The sequence below is a fragment of the Pseudomonas sp. AL03 genome (assembly GCF_029960815.1).
Classification (GTDB): domain Bacteria; phylum Pseudomonadota; class Gammaproteobacteria; order Pseudomonadales; family Pseudomonadaceae; genus Aquipseudomonas.
The window spans coordinates 241,530-259,299 of sequence record NZ_JASBRE010000004.1; the positions used below are offsets into that span (position 1 = coordinate 241,530).

Annotated in this window: 13 protein-coding genes; 8 read left to right on the top strand and 5 right to left on the bottom strand. The window is 58.9% G+C overall.

Going from position 1 to position 17,770, the window contains the following annotated elements; all coding sequences use genetic code 11:
• Window positions 1-22 precede the first annotated feature (22 nt).
• The 4 genes from QK293_RS06605 to purE form a co-directional block, all read right to left on the bottom strand.
• Window positions 23-559: a DUF3299 domain-containing protein gene (locus QK293_RS06605; RefSeq protein ID WP_282376337.1), complete on the bottom strand. Its 537-nt coding sequence runs from the start codon at window positions 557-559 to the stop codon at window positions 23-25.
• A gap of 89 nt (window positions 560-648) precedes the next feature.
• A complete protein-coding gene (locus QK293_RS06610; protein ID WP_282376338.1) occupies window positions 649-894 on the bottom strand; it encodes a GlsB/YeaQ/YmgE family stress response membrane protein in 246 nt (81 codons plus the stop codon).
• A gap of 105 nt (window positions 895-999) precedes the next feature.
• Window positions 1,000-2,082 (bottom strand): 5-(carboxyamino)imidazole ribonucleotide synthase, encoded by a 1,083-nt coding sequence (locus QK293_RS06615; RefSeq protein ID WP_282376339.1) that lies wholly within the window; start codon window positions 2,080-2,082, stop codon window positions 1,000-1,002.
• Window positions 2,083-2,093: 11 nt separating this feature from the next.
• Complete coding sequence (gene purE, locus QK293_RS06620) at window positions 2,094-2,585, bottom strand: 5-(carboxyamino)imidazole ribonucleotide mutase (protein WP_282376340.1); 492 nt, start codon at window positions 2,583-2,585, stop codon at window positions 2,094-2,096.
• Window positions 2,586-2,981: 396 nt separating this feature from the next.
• Between purE and QK293_RS06625 the strand changes: the two genes are divergently transcribed.
• The gene (locus tag QK293_RS06625) at window positions 2,982-3,680 is read left to right on the top strand and encodes a hypothetical protein (RefSeq protein ID WP_282376341.1); all 699 of its coding nucleotides are present in this window, start codon (window positions 2,982-2,984) and stop codon (window positions 3,678-3,680) included.
• A gap of 20 nt (window positions 3,681-3,700) precedes the next feature.
• Here the strand turns inward: QK293_RS06625 and QK293_RS06630 are convergent, their stop codons facing one another.
• Window positions 3,701-4,609, bottom strand: a complete 909-nt coding sequence (locus QK293_RS06630; protein WP_282376342.1) for a LysR substrate-binding domain-containing protein — start codon at window positions 4,607-4,609, stop codon at window positions 3,701-3,703.
• 180 nt (window positions 4,610-4,789) lie between these two features.
• Between QK293_RS06630 and aspA the strand changes: the two genes are divergently transcribed.
• The 7 genes from aspA to QK293_RS06665 all read left to right on the top strand — a co-directional run bounded on the left by aspA (window position 4,790) and on the right by QK293_RS06665 (window position 17,467).
• A complete protein-coding gene (gene aspA, locus QK293_RS06635; RefSeq protein ID WP_282376343.1) occupies window positions 4,790-6,214 on the top strand; it encodes an aspartate ammonia-lyase in 1,425 nt (474 codons plus the stop codon).
• Window positions 6,215-6,681: 467 nt separating this feature from the next.
• Window positions 6,682-8,133: an alanine/glycine:cation symporter family protein gene (locus QK293_RS06640; RefSeq protein ID WP_282376344.1), complete on the top strand. Its 1,452-nt coding sequence runs from the start codon at window positions 6,682-6,684 to the stop codon at window positions 8,131-8,133.
• 99 nt (window positions 8,134-8,232) lie between these two features.
• Window positions 8,233-9,237, top strand: a complete 1,005-nt coding sequence (locus QK293_RS06645; RefSeq protein ID WP_282376345.1) for an asparaginase — start codon at window positions 8,233-8,235, stop codon at window positions 9,235-9,237.
• Window positions 9,238-9,401: 164 nt separating this feature from the next.
• The gene (locus QK293_RS06650; protein WP_282376346.1) at window positions 9,402-10,394 is read left to right on the top strand and encodes an AraC family transcriptional regulator; all 993 of its coding nucleotides are present in this window, start codon (window positions 9,402-9,404) and stop codon (window positions 10,392-10,394) included.
• A 193-nt stretch (window positions 10,395-10,587) separates the two neighbouring features.
• Window positions 10,588-11,619, top strand: a complete 1,032-nt coding sequence (locus QK293_RS06655) for a histone deacetylase family protein (RefSeq protein WP_282376347.1) — start codon at window positions 10,588-10,590, stop codon at window positions 11,617-11,619.
• Between the two features lie 12 nt (window positions 11,620-11,631).
• A complete protein-coding gene (locus QK293_RS06660) occupies window positions 11,632-12,747 on the top strand; it encodes a polyamine ABC transporter substrate-binding protein (RefSeq protein WP_282376348.1) in 1,116 nt (371 codons plus the stop codon).
• Window positions 12,748-12,898: 151 nt separating this feature from the next.
• Window positions 12,899-17,467, top strand: coding sequence for a DUF6543 domain-containing protein (locus tag QK293_RS06665; RefSeq protein WP_282376349.1), 4,569 nt, complete (start codon window positions 12,899-12,901; stop codon window positions 17,465-17,467).
• The last annotated feature ends 303 nt before the right edge of the window (window positions 17,468-17,770 follow it).

A 17,770-nucleotide genomic window follows, 5' to 3' on the forward strand; every position in this document is an offset into this window, starting at 1 on the left:
TTGCTCCCACAGTTGAGATTTTCTACAAATCCGACTCCTGCACCACCCGCACCTTCGCCGCATCCAGCGCATACGCCGCGTCAGCCAGGTCGTTGTTGACCTTCTCGACTTTCAGCGTGCCGGTCACCCACAGCGGTGTATAGATGTCATTCAGCTTCAAGCCTTTCGGATAACGCACCAACACCAGTTGATTAGGCGGTGGCGGCGGCACGTGGATGCAGGCGCCCGGATACGGCACGAGGAAGAACAGCGTGCTGCGGCCCTTGGCGTCGGACTCCAGCGGCACCGGATAACCACCTATGCGGATGTTCTTGTCGTTCATCGACGGCACGGTTTTGGTCGAATACATCACCGCCGGTAAGCCCTTGCTCTGCTTCATGCCACCCTTTTGATTAAAGGTGCCATTGGCTTCGGGGGAGTTGTGGTCGATTTCGGGCATGGCTTCGAGGGCTTTCTGGTCCGACTTGGGCATCAATTCGAGCCAGTCGGTTTCCGGCAGTTCGCCGGCGTGGGCAAGGCCCGTACCCAGTAAAAGGAGCGTGAACAGAAGACGGCGCATGGAGGTGCTCGGCAAAGGAGAGGACGATGCAACGCCGAGCATTCTAGCCCTCTCTGCGTGCGGCGCAGAGGGGGCTTTGTCGCTTTGAATCAGTTTCTTTTGATCAAGCCGTAGACCACCAGCAACACCACCGCGCCGACCAGCGCACCGATGAAGCCTGCGCCTTCGCCCGCGTGGTAGATGCCCAGAGCCTGGCCGCCGTAAGTGGCCGCCAGCGAACCGCCGATACCGAGCAAGATGGTCATGATCCAGCCCATGTTGTCATCGCCCGGTTTCAGGAACCTAGCCAGCAGGCCGACGATCAAGCCGATAAAGATGGTTCCAATAATTCCCATGGCATTTCCCTCTGATTAAGTGCTACGTCCAAGCCTAGTCAGACTTTGGCATCCTGCCATGAGAGAGCGGCGGCACCTGAATGGTTCCGCCGCTGCCACATGAAACTATTCGGCGATGAGCGCTTCGACCTTGAGGATCTGCTGCTCCAGCGTGGCCCTGTCGGCGCAGCGCAGATTGGCGTGACCGACCTTGCGACCGACCTTGAACGCCTTGCCATAGTGATGCAGATGGCAATCGGCAATGGCCAGGACTTTCTCGGTGTCCGGCACTTTACCGATGAAGTTGAGCATTGCGCTTTCACCGACCTTGGCCGTCGAACCCAGTGGCAGACCGGCAACGGCCCGCAGGTGGTTTTCGAACTGGCTGCACTCGGCGCCTTCAGTGGTCCAGTGACCCGAGTTGTGGACCCGCGGGGCAATCTCGTTGGCCTTGAGGCCACCGTCGACTTCGAAGAACTCGAACGCCATCACGCCGACGTAATTCAGCTGCTTGAGCACGCGGCTGGAATAGTCCTGCGCCAAGGCTTGCAGCGGATGGTCGGTGCTGGCTACGGACAGCTTGAGGATGCCGCTGTCGTGGGTGTTGTGAACCAGCGGATAAAACTGGGTCTCACCATCGCGAGCGCGCACGGCGATCAACGAGACTTCACCGGTGAACGGCACGAAGCCTTCCAGCAGGCAGGCCACGCTGCCCAGTTCGGCGAACGTGCCGGCCACGTCTTCAGGCTTGCGCAGGACTTTCTGGCCCTTGCCGTCATAACCCAGGGTGCGGGTTTTCAGCACGGCCGGCAGACCGATGGAAGCAATCGCAGCGTCCAGATCGGCTTGCGATTGAATGTCGGCGAACGCCGGGGTGGGAATCCCCAGGTCCTTGAACATGCTTTTTTCGAACCAGCGATCACGGGCGATGCGCAGGGCTTCGGCGCTTGGGTAGACCGGAACGAATTGCGACAGGAAGGCCACGGTTTCGGCCGGAACGCTCTCGAACTCGAAGGTCACCAGATCGACTTCATCGGCCAGCTGACGCAGGTGGTCCTGATCGCCGTAATCGGCCCGCAGGTGCTCGCCCAACGCAGCTGCGCAAGCATCCGGCGCGGGGTCCAGAAAAGCGAAGTTCATGCCCAGCGGAGTGCCCGCCAGCGCCAACATGCGACCCAACTGGCCGCCACCGATTACACCGATTTTCATCGTCAACAACCTCAGGCGATGCGTGGGTCTGGATTGTCCAGGACGCTGTCTGTCTGCTCAGCACGGAAAGTTTTCAGCACAGTGTGGAACTGCGGGTGCTTGGCGCCGAGGATACTCGCCGAGAGCAGCGCTGCGTTGATCGCACCGGCCTTGCCGATGGCCAGGGTAGCAACCGGGATGCCTGCGGGCATCTGCACGATAGACAGCAGCGAATCGACACCCGACAGCATCGACGACTGCACCGGCACGCCCAGTACCGGCAGGTGGGTCTTGGCCGCACACATGCCTGGCAAGTGGGCTGCGCCGCCGGCACCGGCGATGATCACCTCGATGCCACGCGCCTCAGCCTCTTCGGCGTACTGGAAGAGCAGGTCCGGGGTGCGGTGGGCAGAGACCACTTTCACCTCATAAGGGATGCCGAGCTTTTCCAGCATATCGGCGGTGTGGCTAAGGGTGGACCAATCGGACTTGGAGCCCATGATCACGCCAACCAGTGCACTCATCGTCGTGCCTCTTCTCTCTGGGCGCCCGCAGGCGCGTCAAAAAACAACAAACCACGCAAAATGCGTGGCTTGATTGTACGAATTATGGCCGGACGAACCGGCCAAAGGCCGCGCAGTATACCTCAATGCCACAGATAAACAGCCCCTGCGGTGACCATCTGTCATACGACTGGTTTCTATCAACGGCGGGCACCTTTATTGACTTTATAGTCAAAGCATCTGAACACGATTTTTCACCGCCCCTTTCCAATAAAACATTTCCTGCAATAAAGCCACCCATTACAAATAACGCGCCAAGTATTATTAATAACAGTCGGCGCAGAAAAAACGGTTCCGTCAACTAATCACACTTAACACGCTGATGCGGTGATCCACGCATTAAGTTCGAGATTCTCGATGTCAACACTCACCAGATTCACGCTTTTCTTGATAATTTTTCTAACAACTCAGATGGGCCATGCAACAACAGTACTGAACGATACTCCCTGGCCTCCAACCCACTCAAAAGCTTCTGTAACATTCAAAGGCTTCAGTACTACCTCTATAGAAAAAAAGCCGATTTTTGTCTTTGCATTTATTCATGACGACATACCCGAGTCGGCCATTGACTCGATTTTCCAACGTTATCTGCTGGATTGGGTTAAGGAAATCACAGCCATTTCAGGTCGACGCGTGTCGATGGAGTTCATCAGGAACAGGCCGCCCTACACAAATTATTCATACCAGGCTGCCAGCGAAACTTCTTATCGCGGATGGGAAACGCTTGCCCGAAACTACCGCGACGATCAGAACCTCCCGCACAACAGGACCACAAAATTTTTACTGTTGACCAACAGTGCAATGATCAACAATGAGGTTCTGGGCGTCGCGAGCCCTGGCCAACAGTTCGGTATTGCGTCACTGATCGGAAAACAAATAGTCGGCCATGAACTGGGACATATGTTCACTGCCAATCATGAACTTTCCGACGTTCAATACAACGGATGGTGGTGTGAAACTTTCATGCGCGATGTCACTCCCGGGCTGTCCAATTGTTATCGCTATAGCGACGGTAATCGGGAACTTATCAAGTCGTTCCTCGGTGACGTTCCGTAACCACTCGCTGTTTGTCCATCTCAGGTATTGCCCGCCGCCCCGCCCTCAAGCTTGCGCCACAGTAATCGTACGTTGGCCTTGCGCACCAACGCGCAGCGGTACAAACGAATCTCCAGCGGCACATGCCATTGCGGGCCGCCGCAGACCACCAGCTCACCGCGCGCCAGTTCGGCGCGCACGCTGAGCTGCGGCACCCAGGCGATGCCCAGCCCTTCAAGCGCCATACTTTTAAGGCTGTCGGCCATGGCTGTTTCATAAATGGTAGTGAAGCGCAGCGCCCGTTGGCGCAGCAGCATGTTCACCGAACGCCCGAGAAACGCCCCGGCGCTATAAGCGAGCAGCGGCACACTGCCTTCGCCTTCCAGGTCGAACAGTGGCTTGCCCTCGGCGTCCGCCGCGCAGACAGGAAGCATTTCGGTGGCTCCAAGGTGCAGTGACGGGAAGATTTCCGGGTCCATCTGCAGTGCAGCATCCGGGTCGTAGAACGCCAGCATCAGATCGCAACCGCCTTCACGCAGCGCATGCACCGCGTCGCCGACGTTGGTCGCCACCAAGCGCGTTGCGATGTTCAGGCCTTCATTACGCAATTGCGCGATCCAGCGCGGGAAGAACCCCAGCGCCAGAGAGTGAGCGGCGGCGACCTGCATCACCTCGCCCTGCCCGCCTTCCAGATGATGCAGGTGACGCAACACTTCACCGAGTTGTTCGACCACGGTCCGCGCGGTAACCAGGAACAACTGCCCCGCCGCCGTCAGCTCCACCGGGGTGCGCGAGCGATTGACCAGGGTCAGTCCCAGCGCGGCTTCAAGGCTGCGGATCCGCCGACTGAATGCCGGCTGCGTCACGAAGCGTCTTTCGGCAGCCTGGGAGAAGCTGCGGGTGGCAGCCAGAGCACTAAAGTCCTCAAGCCATTTACTTTCAAGGTTCATCACGACCTCCCGGACACGCACCAATTTAGGTCACACGCTCGCCGCAGACACGGCGTCACACGGGCATTATGCCGAATGTGCATAGGCTAGTGTTTAACAGCATTGGCCCAAAATTCTCCACAAGCCTAGCATTTGCGGTGTTCCGGCACAGACCGGGTCCCTATCGAGATGATTTCTATCATGTCTTCCGCTGCATCTTTCCGCACAGAAAAAGACCTGCTTGGCGTACTCGAAGTACCTGCTCAAGCGTACTACGGCATCCAGACCCTGCGAGCGGTGAACAACTTCCGTCTCTCCGGCGTTCCGATTTCGCATTACCCGAAGCTGGTTGTCGGTCTGGCGATGGTCAAACAGGCCGCCGCTGACGCCAACCGCGAGCTGGGTCACCTGAGCGAAGCCAAGCACGCTGCCATCAGCGAAGCCTGTGCACGTTTGATCCGCGGCGATTTCCACGAAGAGTTCGTGGTGGACATGATTCAAGGCGGCGCTGGCACTTCAACCAACATGAATGCCAACGAAGTCATCGCCAACATCGCACTGGAGGCCATGGGTCATCAGAAAGGCGAATACCAATACCTGCACCCGAACAACGACGTGAACATGGCGCAGTCGACCAACGACGCCTACCCGACCGCGATCCGTCTGGGTCTGCTGCTGGGTCACGATGCGTTGCTGGCCAGTCTCGACAGCCTGATCCAGTCGTTCGCGGCCAAAGGTGTAGAGTTCAGCCACGTATTGAAGATGGGTCGTACCCAGCTGCAAGACGCTGTGCCGATGACCCTGGGTCAAGAATTCCGCGCTTTCGCTACCACGCTGGGCGAAGACCTGGCGCGTCTGAAGACACTGGCTCCTGAGCTGCTGACCGAAGTGAACCTGGGCGGCACCGCGATTGGCACCGGCATCAACGCCGACCCACGCTACCAACTCCTGGCCGTTCAGCGTCTGGCACTGATCAGCGGTCAACCGCTGGTTCCAGCCGCCGACCTGATCGAAGCCACCTCCGACATGGGCGCCTTCGTGCTGTTCTCCGGCATGCTCAAGCGCACCGCGGTCAAGCTGTCGAAAATCTGCAACGACCTGCGCCTGCTGTCCAGCGGCCCACGCACCGGCATCAACGAAATCAACCTGCCGGCGCGTCAGCCAGGCAGCTCGATCATGCCCGGCAAGGTCAACCCGGTTATCCCGGAAGCGGTCAATCAGGTGGCGTTCCAGATCATCGGCAACGACTTGGCGCTGACCATCGCGGCCGAAGGCGGCCAATTGCAGCTGAACGTGATGGAGCCGCTGATCGCGTTCAAGATCTTCGACTCGATCCGCTTGCTGCAACGCGCCATGGACATGCTGCGCGAGCACTGCATCGTCGGCATCACCGCCAACGAAGAGCGTTGCCGCGAACTGGTCGAACACTCGATTGGCCTGGTCACCGCGCTGAACCCGTACATCGGCTACGAAAACGCCACTCGCATCGCCCGTATCGCGCTGGAAAGCGGCCGCGGCGTGCTGGAACTGGTGCGTGAAGAAGGCTTGCTCGACGACGAAATGCTCGCCGACATTCTGCGCCCGGAAAACATGATTGCTCCGCGTCTGGTGCCTCTGAAGGCTTAACCAAACGCAACGCCGGCGCTTGCTCTTTTAACGAAGAGCACGAAGCGCCACGCTCACCAGGTCGAGGGACTAGACACCTCTCACCTTTTGAGGGCTTGGGGATTTATTCCCCAAGCCCTTTTTTTTAACTCATTGGCAGGAAAAAGACTTCTGTGGAAATGGGGCTCTCGCCCTCCCACACGAGCCTGACTTCAAAAAAGTCAGGTGTTTCAAAGGCTTCGTTTCGTCGCTTGCACCACAACCGTGCAGACGGATGGCACGCTCATAGGTATAGTGCCGCCCCTCTTCGCGTGAGCGGTCGTCGGTAACGAGGCCCAAACCCATGCGAAACCCGAACTAATAACAAACCTGCGATATGGGCCCGGGACGAACACTCGCCTCACTGTTGTGCCACGCGCACGTCGGTGTAACGCGATGTTTCTACCTGCCCAGCATTTGCCTACACAAAAAACAGCGAGGAATAATCCATGCTCGAAGTCATTAACGACTTCCTCTCAGGGAAAGTACTGATCGTGCTCATTGTCGGGCTCGGTAGCTACTTCACGATCCGCTCGCGTTTCGTACAATTGCGCCACTTCTTCCACATGTTCGCGGTGTTCCGCGACAGCCTCAAAAGCAGCGCCGGTCAACTCAGTTCGTTCCAGGCCTTGATGCTCAGCCTCGCCGGCCGTGTCGGTGCGGGTAACATCGCCGGTGTCGGTATCGCCGTGACCCTGGGTGGTCCGGGCGCGGTGTTCTGGATGTGGGTGACTGCGTTGGTCGGCATGTCCAGCAGCTTCTTCGAATGTTCCCTCGGCCAGCTCTACAAGCGCTGCGATTCCGACGGCACGTACCGTGGCGGTCCGTCCTATTACATCCAGCACGGCCTGCAGAAACGCTGGCTGGGCATGATCATGGCCTTCCTGCTGCTGATCACCTTCGGCTTCGCCTTCAACGGTCTGCAATCCCACGCCGTGACCCACTCGCTGAAAAACGCTTTCGACCTCGACCCCACTTACACGGGCCTGGCCCTGGCGGTGTTGCTGGGTCTGGTGTTCATCGGTGGCATCAAGCGGATCGCCAAGGTCGCTGACCTGTTGGTGCCGGTGAAAACCCTGGTGTACATCGGCGTGACCCTCTACGTGATCGTGCTGCAATTCGACCACGTTCCGGGCATGTTGATGACCATCGTCAAAAGCGCCTTTGGTCTCGACCAGGCCTTCGGCGGCCTGATCGGCAGTGCCATCGTCATGGGCGTGAAGCGCGGCGTGTTCGCCAACGAAGCAGGCCTGGGCAGTGCGCCAAACGTGGCCGCTGTGGCCTCGGTCGAGCACCCGGTTTCGCAAGGCGTGGTTCAGGCGTTCAGCGTGTTCCTCGACACCTTTGTGATCTGCACCTGCACCGCGTTGCTGATCCTGCTCTCGGGCTTCTACACACCAGGCTTCGAAGGCGACGGCATTGCCCTGACCCAGAACTCGCTGGCCGCCGTCGTCGGTGACTGGGGCCGGAGTTTCATTTCCGTGGCCCTGTCGTTGTTCGTGTTCACCTCGATTCTCTACAACTACTACCTGGGCGAGAACAACCTGCGCTTCCTGATCGGTGAAAACCGCAAGGCGCTGATCGGCTACCGCGCATTGGTATTGGTGTTGATCTACTGGGGTGCGATCGAGAACCTGGGCACGGTGTTCGCGTTCGCCGACATCACCATGACCCTGCTGGCGTTCGTGAACCTGATCGCGCTGTTCCTGCTGTTCAAAGTCGGCATGCGCATCCTGCGTGACTACGATGATCAGCGCGCAGCCGGCATCAAGACGCCCGTGTTCGATTCGAGCAAATTCCCGGATCTGGACCTGGACTTGAAAGCCTGGCCAGCCAATCCACCAGCCGTTGCCCCTAAGGCTGAAGCTGAGCCGCAAGGCGTACCCGCAGCGCAACGCTGATCGGTAAAAACCCGGGCGCATCCCCTGCGCCCGACGTGACACAACGTGCGGTCAGCGTCATGCTCGACCGCATGCTGTCATCGTTCTCGGAGACCCCCCATGAATTCCTCGACCTATCCTGCCGCCCAGCACGTCATGGTGCTCTACACCGGTGGCACCATCGGTATGCAAGCCAGCGCTCACGGTCTGGCCCCGGCGTCCGGTTTCGAAGCGCGGATGCGCGAGTATCTGCACAGCCAGCCTGACCTTGTCGTGCCGCAGTGGCGCTTTCGCGAGATGTCGCCGCTGATCGACAGCGCCAACATGAGTCCGGCTTACTGGCAGCAACTGCGTGAAGCGGTGGTCGACGCCGTTGATGTCCAGGGCTGCGACAGCGTGCTGATCCTGCACGGCACCGACACCCTCGCCTACAGCGCCGCCGCCATGAGCTTTCAGTTGCTCGGCCTGCATGCCCGCGTGGTGTTCACCGGTTCCATGCTGCCAGCCGGCGTAGCCGACAGCGATGCCTGGGAGAACCTCAGTGGCGCGCTGGTTGCTCTGGGGCAAGGCCTTGCGCCGGGCGTTCATCTGTACTTCCACGGCGAGCTGCTGGACCCGACTCGTTGCGCGAAGGTTCGCAGTTTCGGTCGTCATCCGTTCAAGCGACTGGAGCGTCAGGGCGGCGGTGTGAAAGCGTCCTCAATTCCCGCGCAACTGAATTACAACCAGCCGAAGCAACTGGCGAACGTCGCAGTATTGCCATTGTTTCCCGGCATAAGCGCTGAAATTCTTGATGGACTGCTCGACAGCGGCATTCAGGGACTGGTGCTGGAGTGCTATGGCAGCGGCACCGGACCGAGCGATAACCCCGAGTTTCTCGCCAGCCTGGAACGGGCACGGGACAAGGGGGTTGTGGTTGTGGCGGTTACGCAGTGCCATGAAGGCGGCGTTGAGCTGGATGTTTACGAGGCCGGTAGCCGATTGCGCGGTGCAGGCGTGCTTTCGGGCGGCGGCATGACCCGTGAAGCGGCTTTCGGCAAGTTGCATGGGTTGCTCGGTGCCGGGCTCGACACCGCTGAAGCGCGGCGCCTTGTAGAACTGGACCTGTGCGGCGAACTTATCTGACACCACACGGTGCCTGTAGGAGCGAGGCTTGCCCGCGAAGGCGTTTTCGATAACGCCAAAAGCTTCGCGGGCAAGTCGGATCGCCGCACCGCTCGCTCCTACAGATGACTTGGACGCGGCACACAACTTGCTCCTTTTCCAGCATCTCAAGGCTGGAACCCCCCATGCTCCACTCCCACCTCACCACCCTCAACGCCGTCTCTCTGGTGCTCAACGCCTTCAAGGCCGAAGGCCTGTCCAGTGAAGCGCTGCTCGTGGGAAGCGGCATCAGCGCGGCAGACCTGAGCCGAGCGGACACACGCATCACTACGAACCAAGAGATGCAGGTCTGCGCCAATGCCGTCGCCCTCAAACGCGATATCGGCCTGGAACTTGGCCGGCGGATGCACGTTTCGTCCTACGGTATGCTCGGTTATGCGCTGCTCACCAGTGCCACCTTCGGTGACGCTTTACATCTGGCGATGCGCTATCCGGCGCTGTTAGGAACACTTTTCGAACTGAGCCTTGAAGATGACGGCGAGCGCATCTGGTTTGTCGCCGCTGATTACCGGGAGAATCCGGCGCTGGCGGTATTCAATGCCGAGTTCTGTCTGGTGTCGTTGAAAGTCACCTGCGACGATCTGCTCGGCCATACGCTGCCGCTACTGGCTGCACGCTTCGAACACGCAGCGCCCGACTATCAGGCGACCTACGCCGAGCACTTCGACTGCCCGCTGCACTTCGATGCGCGGGACAACGCCTTCGCCTTCGATAAACACTGGCTCGACCAACCGTTGCCACTGGCCGACGTCATCACCCATCAGGCCATGACTGAACGCTGTCGCAAACAGAACACCGAATTCACTGGCCGCCAGGCCTGGCTGGGGCGGATTCGCCAACTGCTCAGTACGCAATTGAATGCAGCGCCTGGCCTCGAAGGGTTGGCTGAACAGATGAATTGTTCGGCGCGAACCCTGCGCCGGCACCTCAAGGATCTGGGTTGCAGCTATCAGGAATTGCTCGACGAATTGCGCTTCGAACAGGCCAAACTAATGCTCTGTGAAGATCAAATGCCGATTTATCGAATCGCCGAGGCTTTGGGTTTCAGCGAAACCGCGAGTTTCCGCCATGCGTTTGTGCGCTGGAGCGGCGTGGCACCGAGCCAGTTCCGCCCCTGACTGATCGTTCACTCTGCATGGGAATGATCGGCTTGGGTACGCCCTACGCCGGGGCACCGTCGCGCCGATAAGGGGCGAATTTCGGTCAGATCTTTTGGCCATATCGATCCCCTTTTGGCCTTTCCTGCCGTTCTCCGAAACACCTCCTGCCGCAAGACTGTGTTCAACCGAATCAGCCTGCGGAGAACAAGAAATGCTGACGATCTACTCGGACGATCACCACCTGCACCACGGCCGTTGTGAATTGATGGACGGGCAATTGATGCCCTGCTTCGAAATGCCCTCGCGTGCCGACCATGTGCTGCAACGCGTGCAATACCGCGACCTCGGCCCGGTCGAAGCACCACAGGATTTCGGCCTCGAGCCGATTGCGCGCATCCACAGCCGCGACTACCTCGACTTCTTCAAAGGCGCCTGGGCACGCTGGACCGAATTCAATACCGACGGCGACTTGTTGCCCTACACCTGGCCGGCTCGTACGCTGCGCCGAATCATGCCCACCAGCCTGCACGGCCAGCTCGGCTATTACAGCTTCGACGGCGGCGCACCGATTACCGCCGGCACCTGGCAAGCGGCGTACAGTGCGGCGCAAGTTGCGTTGACCGCTCAAGCCGTCATTCAACGCGGCGCCCGCAGTGCCTTCGCTTTATGCCGTCCACCGGGACACCACGCCGCCAGCGATTTGATGGGCGGTTATTGCTACCTCAACAACGCCGCCATCGCCGCTCAAGCCTTCCTCGACCAGGGCCACAAGAAGGTCGCGATCCTCGACGTCGACTATCACCACGGCAACGGTACTCAGTCGATTTTCTATGAGCGCAGCGACGTGCTGTTCACCTCGATCCACGGTCATCCGGAAGCCGAGTTCCCCTTCTTCCTCGGTTATGAAGATGAGCTCGGCGAGGGGGCCGGCGAAGGTTTCAACTTCAACTACCCTTTGCCGGCTGGCAGCGGCTGGGACAGTTGGAGCGCCGCGCTGGAACACGCCTGCAAAGAGATCGAAAAATACGGCGCCGATATCGTCGTCGTCTCCCTGGGCGTGGATACGTTCAAGGACGATCCCATCTCCCAATTCAAGCTCGACAGCCCGGATTACCTGGCAATGGGCGCGCGCATCGCGGGCCTCGGCAAGCCGACGCTGTTCGTGATGGAAGGCGGCTACGCGGTTGAAGAAATCGGCATCAATGCCGTGAACGTTCTCGAAGGTTTTGAAAGCGCCCAATGAGGAATTAGAACAATGAACAGACTCAAGCGTTTTATCGCGCCAGCGCTCTTCCCCACAGTGCTGTGCACCACCGTGCTCTGTGGTGCCGCTCACGCGGAGGAGCGAACGTTGCGCGTCTACAACTGGTTTGACTACATCACCCCCAAAGCGCTGGAAGACTTCAAAGCCCAGAACACCCAGATCAAACTGGTCTACGACATCTTCGACACCAACGAAGCGCTGGAGGCCAAGTTGTTGACCGGCAATTCCGGCTATGACGTAGTCGTGCCGTCCAACGTGTTCCTCGCCAAGCAGATCGAGGCCGGCGTGTTCCAGCCGCTTGATCGCAGCAAATTGCCGAACTGGAACCACCTTGATCCCAAGCTGATGAAGCTGATCGAAGCCAACGATCCGGGCAACAAATTTGCCGTGCCTTACATGTACGGGACCATCCTTATCGGCTTCAACCCCGACAAGATCAAGGCTGCATTGGGTGACAACGCACCGGTGGACAGCTGGGACCTGATCTTCAAGGAGGAGAACATCAGCAAGCTCAAACAGTGCGGCGTGGCCCTGCTCGACTCGCCTTCGGAGATTCTGCCACTGGCCCTGCAACACCTCGGCCTGGACCCCAACAGCAAGAAGCCTGCGGACTACGAAAAGGCTGAAGCGCTGTTGATGAAGATTCGTCCGTACGTCACCTACTTCCATTCTTCGAAGTACATGGCCGACATCGCCAACGGTGACATCTGCGTCGCCGTCGGTTACTCCGGCAGCTTCTCCCAGGCCGCCAACCGCGCCAAAGAAGCCAAGAACGGCGTGATCGTCGACATGCGCCTGCCGAAAGAAGGCGCGCCGATCTGGTTCGACATGCTCTCGATCCCCAAAGGCGCGAAGAATCCGGAAGACGCCTACACCTTCATCAACTACTTGCTGCAGCCGCAGGTGATCGCGCCGGTCAGCGACTTCGTCGGCTACCCGAACCCGAACAAGGACGCCACGGAAATGGTCGACCCGGCGATCCGCAACAACCCGAACCTGTACCCGACCGAAGCGGCAATGGGCACGCTGTACACCTTGCAAGCTTTGCCTCGCGATGCTGAACGCGCGCGGACCCGGGCCTGGACCAAGATCAAGTCCGGAACCTGACCCGCTGCCGAAAGCCAAGACCCGCGCTGATGCGGGTCTTTTTTTGCCTGCGATATTTATCTACCGCCAAGTGTTCGGTCGAGTTCGCCATCCTGCCCTGATCCGGCGCTGCTCACGACAGCGGCCGCCGCCGTCAGACAAGGAAATGGTCATGCCCGAAACTTCAACACCAAGTGCTGTGGATGTACTGACTCAACTGGTGACAGGCCCTTCGCTCACCGAAGTCGCCGCGAATGCCTTGCGTCCCGCGCTCGCTACGCTTTACCCGCACCTGAAAATCGACCCGGCGCGGGCCATGGTTGCGACACCGACCTGGTTGACCGACGCAGAAACGGTCAAGGCTGGTCCCTGCCGATTCGAATCCCTCACCGATGCACTGGTTCGCCTCGCGCTGTCCGGCACCGCCGCGACCTGCATCGATGGCGAACACTTCCTCACCGAACAACCCGGCGTCGAACCGGTCACCCAGCTTCCAGTAAAGATCGAAGCGATCGCAGCCCGGCTCAACGAACTCGCCCCGCTGCTGTTCATCGCCTATCAGGAACAGCAGCTCGACTACTGGAACGAAACCACCGCGCCCGACCAGCCGCGCTGGCATCAGCTTTCGCACACCTTGCAGCAGCTGTGGAACGTCAGCGCTAACAACGGCTGGGATGAGGATCAACGGGCCATGGCGCACGCTGTGTTCGGGCAACCCGATAAATCACTGCGGCTGGCCACCGACAAGTACAAGACCCGCGTCTGCCTGATCGACCTTGATGACACGGCACACAAGCATCTCAACGTTCTGGACGCCGCTGTACTGGTGGGCACGCTCGGCAAGCGCACATTGATTCTCATGCACTCGCTGACGGAAGGATTTCAACGCTTCGATACGTTCGAGGAGTTGGGACAAACGCTGCAATCACTGGTGAAAAACGCTGCAAGCAGTCTGAGCTGGCGATTGTTCGAACCCGAGGGCAACTTTTTCGACCACCAGGCTTGCACCCTGATTGCGCTAGAGGCCGAGGCAATAGGCTCAATCGATTTTTTCCAGCGCTCGGACGATCCGATTATAACGGCACGACGCGGTGCACCCGACAACCAGCAAGCCATGACGGAGCAGCGAACACCTCATTTCTCGCGGCTGCAACATTCACTTCCGCAGTGGCTTGAAGACGCCACCCCCGCCGACCAAAACCGTTACAGCCGACACCTGCTGGACCTGGCGGTCATGCAGCAGCAAAACGCTGGTAAAACCTTTCAAAGCGAGCTGCCCGGTATCAAAAAATTCACTCGGGATGAGCTGGAGAAACAAATAAAACAGACACCTGCCCAGACAGAACATGTCGATTTGAAAGACGTGGAGATCACCGTCACCCGCGTCGAAGTCTGGGGCACTTTCGTGCCGCCGGGGCAGATAGACACTCAGACGCTGTCGCTTGTCGACCTTGCACTTGAGAATCTGGGCGCCCTGGCACTGGGAAATAAATCGGTGCGCCACCGGGACGGCGCTGTGCTGCCGGAATGGATGACCATTGGTTACCTGGAAGAACTGACGACAACGGTCGACATCGGCGAAGCCTATCCGGCCTTGCTGCAAAACAGGCTAATCGACGACACCTCCCAGGCCTCCCGCTTGCAGCAGCTCTTCACCCAGCAGTTGCCGCTCGAGCTGCCGTTGCTGGCCCTGCAAGACAAAATCCGCGGCGAAGGAGGCCTGACTGAGCAAGGTTACCGCTACGTCGTCGCGGCGCTGGCAAGCGAGCAGGTGGAACAACAGGTCGACGGCCAACGGATCGTGGTTCGTCCATTGGCCTTCGCCACTGGCGACTCCCCCAACGGGAAGACCGACGAGGTGGTCAACATGTTTGTGATCGGCCCACAGGATCAAGATAAGGGTCCGTGCCTGCTTTACCGTCCGTTGCTTGAACCTGCGCTGTTGCAATACCCGTCGACGGCCAATTTGCTGTATGCCATCAAACACTCAAGGTCACTGCGCCAGTCCGTACTGGCGTGGCTACCCGACAGCGTACGTTTCAATTACTCGCAATACGTTTTTCCAGGGGCGCTGCCTTCGGTGTGGACGGTGCCGCAACTTCTGATCGACTCCACCCTGTCACTGAACCTGCCAGGGCCAGTGACGCTCGGTCATCGGGTGATTGAAAACGATGTGCTGTCGACCTTGTTCAAGGCCAATGCCGAGGCACTGATCGCTCAAGCGAACAGCCAATCGGTGTCCAATGCCGAGGCGCGATGGGCTTCTCTCAAGCGTGGCGGATGGGCGCTGTTCAGTGTGGCGCTGCCATTTCTGGGTCGTGGAGTGAACACGGCCGCATGGATCTGGCAGATCCTGGACGACTTGCAGGACATCGCAGATGCCGCTGAGCAGCAGCAAAAACCTCTGGCCTGGGCGGCCCTGGCGGATCTCTTTTTGACGCTGGGCATGGTGCTCGCCCACCGAGCGGCCACTCGTAAAAAACCTCAACGAGCGTCGTTGGCCATCGACACGGAAAAAGCGCCCGCGGCGACGGAAGAAGTGAAGATAGCCCGTATCAGCGCGACCCGGTTGGCAGACATCCCTGATCATGAGCTGCCGAGCAGCCATGAACTGTCGTTGCACGATCTTGGCGCAGTGGATCGATCCCGACCAGGCCTGGGTACCGTGCTCGACAGCCTGAAAATCACGAAGCCAGAAACAAACGCCAAACCGGCAACCGAGGGCCCCTACAGGCACCTCACTGCCAGCGGTCAAAAATGGTACGCCCGAGTAGCCGAGCGCTGGTTCGAAGTCGAACTCAACGATAACGACGATGTGCAAATCATCGATTCTCGCCAGCAACCGCCGCGCAAGGGACCGTTACTGATCAGTAACCAGCGCGGCGAATGGTTTGTCGACCTGCGCTTGCGACTGCGCGGCGGCGGCCTGAGGAGCCGGCGCAAACAACTGCAACAACAGAATCAGGAGCAACTGCGCAAAAAGAAAGAAGACATCACCGCCTTTGACGCTGGCCTGACCGCCAAGCGATTGCAGCTGGTCGAAGTCCGTCGTGCCATGCTGGAGGCGACGCCTGAAACGGCCGACAGTGCGCGCCAGCACTTCCTCGACACGCTTGATACGCAGATCGATGAATACACCACCCACATTCAAGAACTGAAAGCACTGAACATTCTGGAAGCCGTCCCCAATTACCGGACTGCGATGCTGGACCGGATATCCCTGCAACTGTTCCTCATGCAGTCCTGGCTGAGCGAATGCGACACCACGTTCCACGATAGCCTGCGTATCACTATGGAACTGCTCGACGAAACAAACAGCGAATCCACGAGCAGCCGTTCCGAGCCTTTTGAAACGATGACCGAGTTGACACAGGGGGTGATCGACAAAGTCGAATTCGCGCAGACCCGTTTCGCAGAACTCAGCCTGTTGGGCAAAGAGGCCGCCGAGGTCACGCGTCAATACAAAGCCAGACTTCCACCTTTTTCGCTGGATGATCTGAAGATGCTGCAGATCACGCTAGGGCAGAAACTCTGTCTCAAGGGTGCCTCGGGTGCCGCTCGGGAAGAAGCTCAAGTCGCACTGGAAAGCCTGGTCGAAGATGCCGCACTCAACATTCAAAGCGCTTTGGATCTGAGCACGAATGAAAGCCTGAACAATCTCAGTGAACGGACAGACGCGCTGAACAACCTGGTCGAACAGTTCGCAATCATCGACCAGCGTTTTCTCGATTTCGCCGCCGAGTTTCCGGAGCATCAGGTACCCGACCGTCTCGAAAAAGTGCAGAAACGCGTCGCGGAATTTGGCCAACGTACTGCGCAACACTTATCGGATCTATTGCGCGAACAACGACACCTTGAGCCGGTCGCCGGCCCATCGAAACCTGCTGCCTCGACGGCAAAAAAAATCATCATCAAGACCCGTTTCAAAGGCACGCTCGTGGGTCAGCGACGCCAAAGCGCAAAGGGTAAAGACAGCCATCTGGTCGATGTGCTGGCGCCGCTGACGGGAAAGGTGATTGCCACTTTTCATGAGAAAACGCCAGGCGTCTGGCTGGAACGCGTCTCGGAAAAGAACACCCCGTCACCCAAAGCAAAGCCCGATCTGGCCAAAAGCATGCTCGATGGCAAGGCATTGCTGGACCAATTACCGGCGTTTAAACAGCGCACGCAGGCACACCTCAATCGGGCGCAGCGCAATCCAACGGAAACCGAGGAGGTCTATTACCTGCATGCCAATCGTCTACGTAACGTCATGGACAGGATTGATCAGGCGCTCACGGCGGGTAATAGCTCCACTACTGAAACGGCCACCGCCACGTTGCGTCAGCAGCTCGATACCGAAGCGACAGCTCTCTACGCCATGGGTCGCGTCAACCGCATCGCGATGACCAAGCAACAGGCCCCCACGGCGGCGCGAGTTGAATGGCTGCACGAGAAGGGTGAATTGCGCATTGCCAAGACTGCCGAGCGACGCCGGCTGAAAGGCCCGCGCAGAGACTATTTGCAGGAGTACGAAATACTCGACAAGAAAACCAACAAGGTTCTGTGGTACGCGCACTTTCACTACGCCAATCCCACAGATCCTCTGCCTTCATTCACCGCCGCGCACCTGAAAACTGTCGATCAGCGACGTCTCGGCGGTGCTTACGATTGGCGCGAAAACCACAGCAACCACGAGCTGATTGCCATCCACCGCAGCGCCATCAGCCGCTCGCAGGCAGCCGCGCTGTTCTTCTCCTGAGCCATCATTTGACTCACAAGCCCGTCGAGCGCGGGCTTCTTTTCAACCCATATATATCTACCACCTGACCCGGTGGATGCGCGGGTACTTTCGATTGCAGACGGCAGTCTGCCGTCACGCCCATCCCCAACCGGTCACGATGTCATGAGCAAAACAACCCGAACGAACACCGCCCCACTGCTGTTGAACAAAAGCCGTCTGGTGGAGCAATCCAGCGGTGGTCCGACCCTGCATGGCGCCGCTGCGCATTTACTGCGCAAGGCCTTGTTAAAAAGCTTTCCCGAGCAACAGATCGATCCCGAC

Excerpts from the sequence above, each read along its gene's own strand:
- QK293_RS06605 (WP_282376337.1), bottom strand. The coding sequence starts at position 559 with ATGCGCCGTCTTCTGTTCACGCTCCTTTTACTGGGTACGGGCCTTGCC.
- QK293_RS06610 (WP_282376338.1), bottom strand. The coding sequence starts at position 894 with ATGGGAATTATTGGAACCATCTTTATCGGCTTGATCGTCGGCCTGCTG.
- QK293_RS06615 (WP_282376339.1), bottom strand. The coding sequence starts at position 2,082 with ATGAAAATCGGTGTAATCGGTGGCGGCCAGTTGGGTCGCATGTTGGCG.
- purE (WP_282376340.1), bottom strand. The coding sequence starts at position 2,585 with ATGAGTGCACTGGTTGGCGTGATCATGGGCTCCAAGTCCGATTGGTCC.
- QK293_RS06625 (WP_282376341.1), top strand. The coding sequence starts at position 2,982 with ATGTCAACACTCACCAGATTCACGCTTTTCTTGATAATTTTTCTAACA.
- QK293_RS06630 (WP_282376342.1), bottom strand. The coding sequence starts at position 4,609 with ATGAACCTTGAAAGTAAATGGCTTGAGGACTTTAGTGCTCTGGCTGCC.
- aspA (WP_282376343.1), top strand. The coding sequence starts at position 4,790 with ATGTCTTCCGCTGCATCTTTCCGCACAGAAAAAGACCTGCTTGGCGTA.
- QK293_RS06640 (WP_282376344.1), top strand. The coding sequence starts at position 6,682 with ATGCTCGAAGTCATTAACGACTTCCTCTCAGGGAAAGTACTGATCGTG.
- QK293_RS06645 (WP_282376345.1), top strand. The coding sequence starts at position 8,233 with ATGAATTCCTCGACCTATCCTGCCGCCCAGCACGTCATGGTGCTCTAC.
- QK293_RS06650 (WP_282376346.1), top strand. The coding sequence starts at position 9,402 with ATGCTCCACTCCCACCTCACCACCCTCAACGCCGTCTCTCTGGTGCTC.
- QK293_RS06655 (WP_282376347.1), top strand. The coding sequence starts at position 10,588 with ATGCTGACGATCTACTCGGACGATCACCACCTGCACCACGGCCGTTGT.
- QK293_RS06660 (WP_282376348.1), top strand. The coding sequence starts at position 11,632 with ATGAACAGACTCAAGCGTTTTATCGCGCCAGCGCTCTTCCCCACAGTG.
- QK293_RS06665 (WP_282376349.1), top strand. The coding sequence starts at position 12,899 with ATGCCCGAAACTTCAACACCAAGTGCTGTGGATGTACTGACTCAACTG.